Annotated in this window: 6 protein-coding genes; 5 read left to right on the top strand and 1 reads right to left on the bottom strand. The window is 69.3% G+C overall.

Features of this window, described 5'->3' with window-relative positions:
• The 3 genes from MXD59_RS25490 to MXD59_RS25480 all read left to right on the top strand — a co-directional run.
• Positions 1–1,247, top strand: a 1,247-nt coding sequence (locus MXD59_RS25490; RefSeq protein ID WP_248827116.1) for a hypothetical protein, incomplete at its 5' end; no start/stop codon positions are given.
• Positions 1,244–2,728, top strand: a complete 1,485-nt coding sequence (locus tag MXD59_RS25485) for a hypothetical protein (RefSeq protein WP_248827115.1) — start codon at positions 1,244–1,246, stop codon at positions 2,726–2,728. The genes MXD59_RS25490 and MXD59_RS25485, both read left to right, overlap by 4 nt.
• A gap of 5 nt (positions 2,729–2,733) precedes the next feature.
• Positions 2,734–4,860, top strand: coding sequence for a hypothetical protein (locus MXD59_RS25480; protein ID WP_248827114.1), 2,127 nt, complete (start codon positions 2,734–2,736; stop codon positions 4,858–4,860).
• Between the two features lie 12 nt (positions 4,861–4,872).
• On the opposite strand, the gene MXD59_RS25475 is transcribed toward MXD59_RS25480, so the two are convergent.
• Positions 4,873–6,552 (bottom strand): DUF4407 domain-containing protein, encoded by a 1,680-nt coding sequence (locus MXD59_RS25475; protein WP_248827113.1) that lies wholly within the window; start codon positions 6,550–6,552, stop codon positions 4,873–4,875.
• Positions 6,553–6,899: 347 nt separating this feature from the next.
• Between MXD59_RS25475 and MXD59_RS25470 the strand changes: the two genes are divergently transcribed.
• Positions 6,900–8,528, top strand: coding sequence for a hypothetical protein (locus MXD59_RS25470; protein ID WP_248827112.1), 1,629 nt, complete (start codon positions 6,900–6,902; stop codon positions 8,526–8,528).
• A 257-nt stretch (positions 8,529–8,785) separates the two neighbouring features.
• Positions 8,786–9,433: hypothetical protein (locus MXD59_RS25465; protein ID WP_248827111.1), on the top strand; the 648-nt coding region annotated here is incomplete at its 3' end.

Raw genomic sequence — 9,433 nt, 5'->3', positions numbered from 1 at the left:
ACACCAGCGACGGACGCCTCCTCGTCCTCACCGACGGCACCGGAACCACACCCCCGCCAGCCGTCCCAGGACCACCGACCCCGGCACCGCCGGCCGCCCACAACAACCCCAAATCCGATGTGCGGACGACTCCCAAAGAATCCACCGACACCCCTGCTGCCGGCACCACTGCCGTGTCCGCGGGTGCGGGCGACGCGGCAGGTCAGGATGTGGCAGCGAGTGGCGCCACCGAGGCAACACTGTGGTCCATGGCGGTACCCACCGGCGAGAAGTTGATCACTGATCTGCTGAACGCGAGCCCCGCCCTGACCCGGACGCTACTCGCCGATCTACGCGTCGACGCACTGAACAAGAACCCCGACGGCATCATGAAATTTCACAAGATCCGGAAGGACCGGTTCGACCAGGCCGTAGCCCATCCGCTGAGCGACGAAAAAGACGTCGCGCTCGCACTCGGCGCGGCCGACGCCTCGATCCAGAAGGAATTCGGGGCCTGCATCACCCTCGACAACCTCGACAAGCTCGACAAACCGAAAGACCACACCCCCCACTTCACCGCGGCACCCGGCTGCGCGGTGCGCCTGGCCAACATCATCCTGACCCGCGGCGCGGCCAACAGCCCCCAGCCCGGAGCCGTCCGCGCCCTGATCGACCGATGGATACTCACCGGCCCAGCCGGCACCGCGCTAAACAACGAAGGCCTGACCGCACCGGTCCTCCAGGCATCCGGCCTACACACCCTCAGCGGCTCCTCCTGTCAAGAGGACACCGGCTGCCTACGGATAAGCCCCCTGCAGTTCGCCACCGTGCTCGCCGGCCTCGTCGCCCACACCAAGCCCGTCGACCTGGCCAAACTCGGCGTGTCGCCACCACCTTTCCTCGTCTCCGCCCAGCGCGGATCCTCGCCCCAGGCAGAACACGGCGCGACGCCGTGGCACCAGCCACAGCCCCCCTCCTCGACAGCGGACACCCCCGAGCCCGTAGCCGCATCAGGCATCACCGGACTCTCGAAGATCTCCCTGTGGAACGACGGCGCCGACCCCCCCGGCGCGACGGTCAACGGTGGCGCCAGCTGGTCGGTACGCACAGCACCGAAGGCCGATGGGCACGGAGAAGCCGATGGGCACGGAGAAATCGTGATCGTCAGCTACCGCACCTCCAACGGAACCGCCCAACCAGACGAGAAACCAGCATCCACCCTGACCGATCCGGTCGCCGCCGCCGTGACCAAGGGTGAACCCGGGTGAGCGAACCGACGGTGCCACTGCGTGCGACCCGGCGGCGGGGGCGGCGCGACGACGATCGCACGTTGAGCCGGATCGGGTTGTGGGGGGCGACCAGCAGCGGCAAGACGACGATGCTGGCCAGCCTGCACACCGCGCTGTCCGAGTCGGACGGGGACGGGCGGGACTGGGTTCTGTTCAGTGGCAACCCGACGACCACGACGTTCCTGGCCCGCGCCCGCGCCCAGCTCACCCGCGGTGAGTTTCCCGCGCCCACCGCCTACGAGGCCAAGGAGTTGTCGCTGCGGCTGCTGCGCGCCCGGCCCGCCGGGGTGCTGCGCCGGCTGGCCCGTCGGCCCGCGCGCCGCATCGAGTTCGAACTCACGCTGATGGACGTCAGCGGCCGGATGTACGACCCCTCGGTGTTCGGCGTGGATCCCGACCGACCCCCGTCCGAGGATCTGTTCGCGGGCGAGGCGGAGGCCGGGGACGCCGTCGAGAAACTCATCGACCACCTGGCCCGCGCCGACGGCATGGTCTACCTGTTCGACCCCATCCGGGAACTCGGCGACCGCGACTCGTACCACTATCTGGAAACGATGCTCGAACGGGTGCTGCAACGGGCCGACGATCTCGGCCGGATGCCCGACGGGAAACTGCCGCACTATCTCGCGGTGTGCATCACCAAGCTCGATGACCGCCGCGTCTTCCACCGCGCCTACGACGGCGGCTTCGTCTCCGCCAGCGACGACGAGGCGATGCTTCCCCTCATCACCTGCGAGGATGCCGCCGACTTCTTCCAGTATCTGTGTTCCCGGGAGACCATGGGACGCCACGCCGGCAGCGGGCCGAAGGTACGCGGCAGCATCGAACGGCATTTCCATCCCGGCCGGGTCCGCTATTTCGCCAGTTCGTCGATCGGTTTCTATGTCGGTCGCAGCGGGATGTTCCGCATCCAGGATTTCGACAATGTCGAACAGGTCGGCGATCAGTCGCGGATACGTGGCGACCTACGTCCGACCGGGGTGATCGAGCCGTTTCTCTGGCTGACCGAGTCGATCCGGTCGACCCCGCCGCCGCCCGCCGAGCCGGACCCGTCCGACCGGCCCCGAGGCGGCGGTGGCCCGCCCACCGCACCCAACCCGCCGACCGGCTACAGACCGCTGCCGGGACCCGAGCTGCCTCCGCCACGTGCCGAGGACGAGGCGTTCACCTCCCCCGGCTACGGCGCACCCGCGCCCTGGCACCGCGACGACGACCGCACCGCCGAGGGGACGGACCGCGCCGATGGGACGGACCGGGCTGACGGGACGGACCGGGCTGACGGGATGAACAGCGCTGGCGGGATGAGCAGCGATCCGGCCACCACCCGTGGCGCCCCTGGCTCGTCCCGCGCCTCCTGGCTCGACAAGTTCCTGCCCGGCGGAACTCCCCCGCCGGAGGGCACCCGGGCGCGGGGCATCCGGGCCGACGAGGGTGACGAGGGTGACGAGGAAGGGGCATAGGGGCGGTGGGGACGCGAGTCGAGGCCGGCTGGGCTCTCTACGGCAAGACAGCGGGGTCCGCCGACGACTACCGCGTGCTGCGGGCGAGCGACGCCTATTTCAGCCGCTCCGACTACGACGCCATCCTGCGTCGGTTCGTCCCCGGCACACCGCCGGCGCCGTCACGGGCAGCGGAACCGGGCGCTCTGCCGTGGGCGACGATCAGCTACGCCCCGTTGCGCCCGGGCTCGGCGCCGACGGCCGGCAGCGCGACCGTGCAGGGCCTCGCGGTCTGCGACTGGACGCGGCTGCGCGACGCCGCCGGCCGGCCGGTGTCCGTGACCGCCTACCTGTGCGCACCGTTCGCGTCACTGGCCGCCGTCCCCATGAGCTACCAGAGCCTCTACCGCACGCTGCGGACGGACCCGGCGGTGAGCGCGGTGCTCGGCGGGCAGGCGGCGGTCTCCGGCGCGGGCGGCCCGCTCCCACTCGACCTGTTCCCCGGCTTCGACCCGACCATGATCGCGGCACCGCTCGACGCCGACGACGAGACCTTCCGTCTCGCGGCGGGAATCGCCGCGCTGCTGCTCCGCCAACCGGTGGCGCTGGTCGGGGCGCCCGTCTCCGATCCGGCGACACGGATCACCGAGCGGCTGCGGTTTCTGGACGCGGTGGCCGCGCTGCTGCCGTACGGGCAGCGCGCGCGGCTGGTCGCCAGTACCTGGGCGGACGCGGGCAGCACACACCGCATCCGGCTCGCCTACACCGACCGGGCCCGCCCCGGTGACGCCGAGATCATGCTCCCCGGCCCGCGCCGGGCGGGTCGGCTGCCACCGCTGCCGCGGGGCGCCGCGGAGTACTACGCGCTGCTGCTCGACCTGCACGGGCGCCACGGGCTGAGCGCCGCGCGGATCGTCGGGCATCTCGCCGCCGCGCCGTACCGGCCCGACCATCCCGTCGACGACCCGGACCACGCCCTGCTCACCCTCGCCGACCTGCCCGGCCCGGGTTTCTTCGCCACCTGCCTGCCCACCGCCGCCCCCACCGCCTCGTCTCCCCTGGTCGAGCCGCCCACTTCAGCGGGCACAGTCGACCTGGGCGGTCCACCGGCCGCCGACGTGCCCGCGTTGACCATCGCGCCGGTGGCGCGGCCCGGGGCCGCCCGGGAGCTGGTCTCGGCGACCACCGCGATGGTGCGGCTCCAACGGGTCCGCCGCCGGCTGCTCGCCGGGACGTCCACCGTGGAGGTCGACCAGATGGTGCTCGGTCAGGTGGCCGCGCATCCGGTGGGCCCGGCGATCGCCCTCGAACTCGTCCGGCGGGCCATCGAGGACGACCTGCGTGACGAGGCCGCCGGACGCGCGCCGCAGGCCGCCGGGGTACCCGCCGCGGCCGCGCACACGGCGGGTTGGCTGGGCTGGCTCGCCGAGGCGCCACGGCTCGTCGAGGCCGTCCGTCCGTTCGCCGACATGGTCGCGGGCCCGCGGGGGCCGGTGAAGGTGGACTTCCCCGCGCTTACCCGTGTCGGCCGCGCGCTGTGGGGGGACAGCCGCTACCCGCTGGCAGCGGTCCGCCTGGCCCGGCTGACCGGGCACGGCCAGCAGGTGCGGCAGCCGTTGCGGGCGTGGCTCACCCGGGTGGCCGTGCTCGGCACCCTGTCGCCGGTGGAACGGGCCGGCTGGGCCGAGGAGATCGGCCGGGCCACCGCCGGCAGCGGCGACGAGGAGGCCCACCTCGACTTCGCCTGCCTGCTCCTGGGTGCCAGACCGCTGCATCCGCTGGCCACCCGGATGACGAGCCGTTACCGCTTCACCTACCGGGCGGCCCTGTTCGAGGACTTCGACCTGATGGTCGAGCACCACGAATCCCGACCGGAGGCCATCGAGGCCGCCGGCCGGGTGATGGATGGCCTGGCCGCCTCCCTGGACGACACCGGCTGGCCGACCATGCCCGGCGTGCAGGACGAGATCCTGGACCTGCTGGAGATGATGGTCGTGCGGGTGCATCGCCTCCCGAACGGCCTGCGCGACACCATGGGCCGGTATCTGAGCCCCCGCACCGGTCAGAGCCGGCACCCACGCGGAGTTCACCACACCTGGTCCGATCTGATCAGGTCCTATGTGAGCGGCCCGAACACCCGCTCCGCCTCCTGACGGCCCCGCGCATCACCACAGGTCACCGGCGTCCTCCCCCTGCGGCGTGACGATGATCGTCTCCTCCGGGTCATCCGCCGGATGGGCCCGGTTCTGATCGGCCCGGTTCTGATCGACCCGCCTGGCCGTACCGCCCGGCCCTGCCGTCGGGTGGGACGGTCCATCCGCGGCGCCATGGTGGACCACGGTGGGCTCGTCATCGTCGGATGGCTGTGCCCGGGCCGGGTCGCGGTCGGACTGGCGACGTCCGAGGCGTCGGTCGTTGCGGGCGTGACCGACCGGGGGCCACTGCCGCGGCTGGGGTGGGCCGAGCACGTCGTCGGCGCCCACCTGCCGCTGGTAGGCGGGCAGCACGCTCGGGACGGGCGACGGCGTGCTGTCGCGGTAGTTCGGGTCGTGCTCGACCCGGTCCATCTCCTCGTGCTTCCACCGCTCGAGCGCGCGCTCGGCGATCTCGACCTGGTCGCGCACGGTGCGGCGGGCCAGCTCCTCGATCGCCTCGTCGCGTTCGTCCCGGGCGGCCTGGACCTCGCGCAGCGTGTCCGTCTGGTAGATCGTCTGCTCGGCGCGCAGGCGGCGGCTGTGCTGGCGGGAGATCGCCAGATGCTCGCGTTCCTCGGCCTCCAGGCCCTCCTCGTAGCGGTTTCGGTGGCCCAGCAGCATGAACAGTTTGAACAGGATCGGCAGGCAGTCGATGGCGGTGATGAACGCCAGCAGGGTGTAGTGCGTGGTGCGCATCGTCGAGTTGTGTTCGGTGAGATCACCGAGGGCCTGCATGCGGATCAGCAGACCGGTGTTCTCCCGGTTCGTCGTCTCGAACGCGTTGCGCAGCCGGTCACGCTGCTCGACCAGCGGAGCGAGTTCCTTCTGGTCCTGGGCGATCTGGTCCTTCGCGTCCTGCACGGCCTTCGTCTGCCGGGCGGGCAGCGCCTTCGCCGCGTTCTGCCGAGCCGTGGCCAGCTGGGTTTCCAGGGGTTGCACGTAGTTGCGGTAGTAGTCGTCAGCGCGCTGCTTCGCCCGTTCGGTGCGGAAACCGTTGCCGGGGCGCCCCGAGCCGACCCCGTCACCGCAGTCGGTGCTGCCGGACTCCTCGCAGTTGACCTGTTCCTGGTACCGGTTGTAGGTCCTCACCGGGTCGATGGCCGGGTTCAGCTTCGCGACCAGGGAACGCACCGTCTCGTCGTTCTCGACGCTGGCACCACCATCGGTGTTGACCAGGACGGTCTGCCGGGTGATGTCCTCGCTCAGCTGGCCGATGCGACGCACGATGGGATTGTTCGGATCGCTCCAGTTCTCCTGCTGGCCGGTCGCGGCCTCGGCCTGGATCAGCGCGACCTGCTGCAGGATCTCCGGCTGGAAGATGCGCAGGACGAACGGGGTCGACACCACCAGCCCGATGAGGAACGCCAGCGCCGCTCGGGGCAGCAGCATCCAGATGTTCGACCGCCCCGCCGTCGCCAGCAGCCACCGGTCGAACCCCATGATGGCGCAGCCCCACAGCAACCCGAGGACGACGCACGCCACGATCGGCAGATCCAGCCCCATCCGCAGGGCGAAACCACTGGAGATGGCCGCCATGGCGGAGGTGATGAACACCGCGCTGCCAAGACCGACGTATTTTGGCCGGTCGGACGGAAACCGCTCAAGAACTTTCAGGTTCGCCGTGGACAACCACAGCATGAACTGCCCCATACCGTGGACCGGCGAGCGGACGAACCCACCGACCGCACCCGGCATCCCGCGATATCCCGTCCCGGACCCCCGCATAGCTGACTCCCCCACGCACCGCATCCCCCGTAACGGTACCGCCTCAGCAGGATACTCCACCCCGCTCTACCCCAACCCGCACGTTTCCAGGGCCCACCGCAACGCACGCCTGATGGTTGGCCCGGCACGAAGGCCCGCGCCTCACCGACCAGCTCCGACCATGCCTGGAGCAGGCCCAAGCAGACCCCCGGTCGCGCCGGTCGCTGGAGATTTCGCCTGGTGACCTGACATGATCTGGGCACGGCGAGTACGCACGGGGGGCTGACGATCCGATGGACGGCAAGAGTCTGAACGGCGTTGACCAGGCAATCATGTTGTACGACCAGCAGCTGGGCGTGTTTCGACCGGCCGCGTCCACCCTGCCGGCGGACGATCGCCTGTTCGCCAGCAGCCAGCTTTTCACTCTCGCCGATGCGGCATATCGCAATCAGGACGCCCACGTCGGTTCGAGTTTCTGCTACGCCAGGACACCGGACGATCGCGGCATGATCCTGCACCGCTTCCCGGACGGCGACACCGACCGTCTCTCCGCGGCGACACACGTCCTGATCGGCGACAAGGTGGCCGCCGGCATGGCCCTCGGACTCGCCTCGGGCTGGCCACACTGGTGGCGAGGTGGCCCGTGGGGCGAGCTCTACCCCCTCGACCGCGACCACCTTCTCGAACAGGCCCAGGAACAACTACGCCGGCAACAGCACACCGCCCGCTCCCGCACCATCGAGGAAGAACTCACCCGCCTGATCGTCGCCCTGGTCGACGTCCGCTCCGCACCCCTGGCCATCACCGGCCACACCCACGACCCCGCCCTGCTCCTCATCGCCGCCCGCGACATCCTGCGCGACTGGGCCAGCCCGGACTGGAGCTTCTCCACCAGCGAACCAGCCCAGCACTCCGGCGTCCGCATCACCTTCCTGCTCCCCAACGGACAACCCCACTCCGACGGCTACGCCGACCTCGCCAGCTACCCCCAGCACTCCCCACAGCTCATCACCATCGCGAACCTCGTCCGCGCCTACACCAACTCCCCCGACCCCGCCACCTGGTCCACCCTCCTCGAAAAAGCAGGAATCAACACCCTCGACGACCTCCTCTCCTGGGCCGAAGGATTCACACCCACACCCGGCACCGAAGACCTCAAACGCACCCTCAACGACAACCACAACCACCAGATCACCGCACTGAAAACCGCCGCACAGGCAGCCCAGGACGCACTACAGCGTGAGATCGCCGAACTGACGAGGACACGCGACGAAGCAGTTCAGACCAACGCCGTCCTACAGAGACAGCAAGCCGAGAATATAAGGCGTTCTCTCGTCGACGACCACAACCAACAGGTCATCGCACTGAAAACCGCCGCACAGAAAACCCAACAAGCACTACAGGACCAGATCACCGAACTGGCGAAAACCCGCGACGACGTGGCCCAGAACAACACCGCCCTGCAGCGGCAGTGGATCATCTCACAGAACCAGTGGGCCAAAAGCCGCAAGGAGCTGGAAACCAAAACCGATCAGGCAACCGAATGTCTCGCGGAATTCGAACAGCGCGCACTGAGAGCGGAAGAGAAGAACAAACGCCTCGCCGGGGAGAAGGACTCCCTGCGAGTAGACGTCAGAATGCTGCAGGACCTGCTGGCCGCTGCCCCACCGGCGAACGTGCTCGCCAGACAGACCAATCCAATCCTGCCAGAATCCCAACGAGAGGCTGGGAAAGTTTTCCTACACGCCTCTGGCCAGTTGGAGAATACAAGCACCCCTGTCGCACAAAAAGACGATCGGGAAGACACCTCTTCCCAGCCCAGGTCAGACCGGATTCGTAGGGAAGATACCGTTGCACTTGCCGCCGCAGTAGTTTCCTTCGGCCTGCTTTTCCTGCTCATACTTCTGAGCGGGCTCGCGTGAGAGATGACTCACCTTCAGGATGGCCCCTCCCCGACCCGCCGCCGCCGGCAGCCGTGTCGAGAATCTGGTCATATCTTCGCAGGGCTCGACCATGGATATATAGCGGTCTGATCGCCTTTCCGCCCGCCTTGGTCCTGTATCTGCTTTCCATCGCACTGCATCGACACCGATCAGATCTCGATCTACCTCCGACATTCCCTCTGGTTCTGATCATTACGGTGGCGGGATGGATCACACTACGAGGCGTTGTCGCCGTTGTGGTCGCAGACCGTCCGCTCTCGCGACACGAGCCGGCCTTCGCCAGCGTCGCCCGGCTTGCGGTGCCGTTGGTCGGCTCCGTCTATCTGCTTGCCGCAGTCGGTGCGCTGGTACGACTACGTCTGGCGGGGCTGCCCGGCAGCACCCAGTACCCTGTCCTCGGGCTGCTTGCATCGCTTGCGGTGGGCAGTATTGGCATGCTTGCTCTGATCGTGTTGGTGCGCTCGCAACCAGCCAGACGCGTCGTGTGGTTCACCGAGGACGGCAGGGGCACCCCCGGTCCGGCCGGTGTCGCGGTCACGCTGGTGGGTGCGGTGCTCGCCGGCCTCAGCCGGGACGACGACAACACGTTCGCGCTGGGCACGGAACAGATCCGACCCGCGTCCCTCATACCGCTGCTGACCCTGGCCACCTTCGCCATCGTCGTGGCGCTCTGGACCCGACCGCCCATCGACGACGATCAGAACCAGGCCTCGGTCCATCTGGTGCTGCTCCTCGTCGCCGTCGCCGTCGGCGCGGGGCTCGTCCTGGCCATCGGCCCCGACCGTCCCAGCCCGTCGATCGCCGCCACCGTCGGACTGATCTGGCTCGTCGCCGCACGCACCAAGGACCGCTGGGCACCAGCCCTCGGACTCGCCGCCACCCTC

Source organism: Frankia umida, assembly GCF_023242945.1.
Lineage (GTDB): Bacteria > Actinomycetota > Actinomycetes > Frankiales > Frankiaceae > Frankia > Frankia umida.
This window is presented reverse-complemented; position numbering and strand designations above follow the sequence as displayed.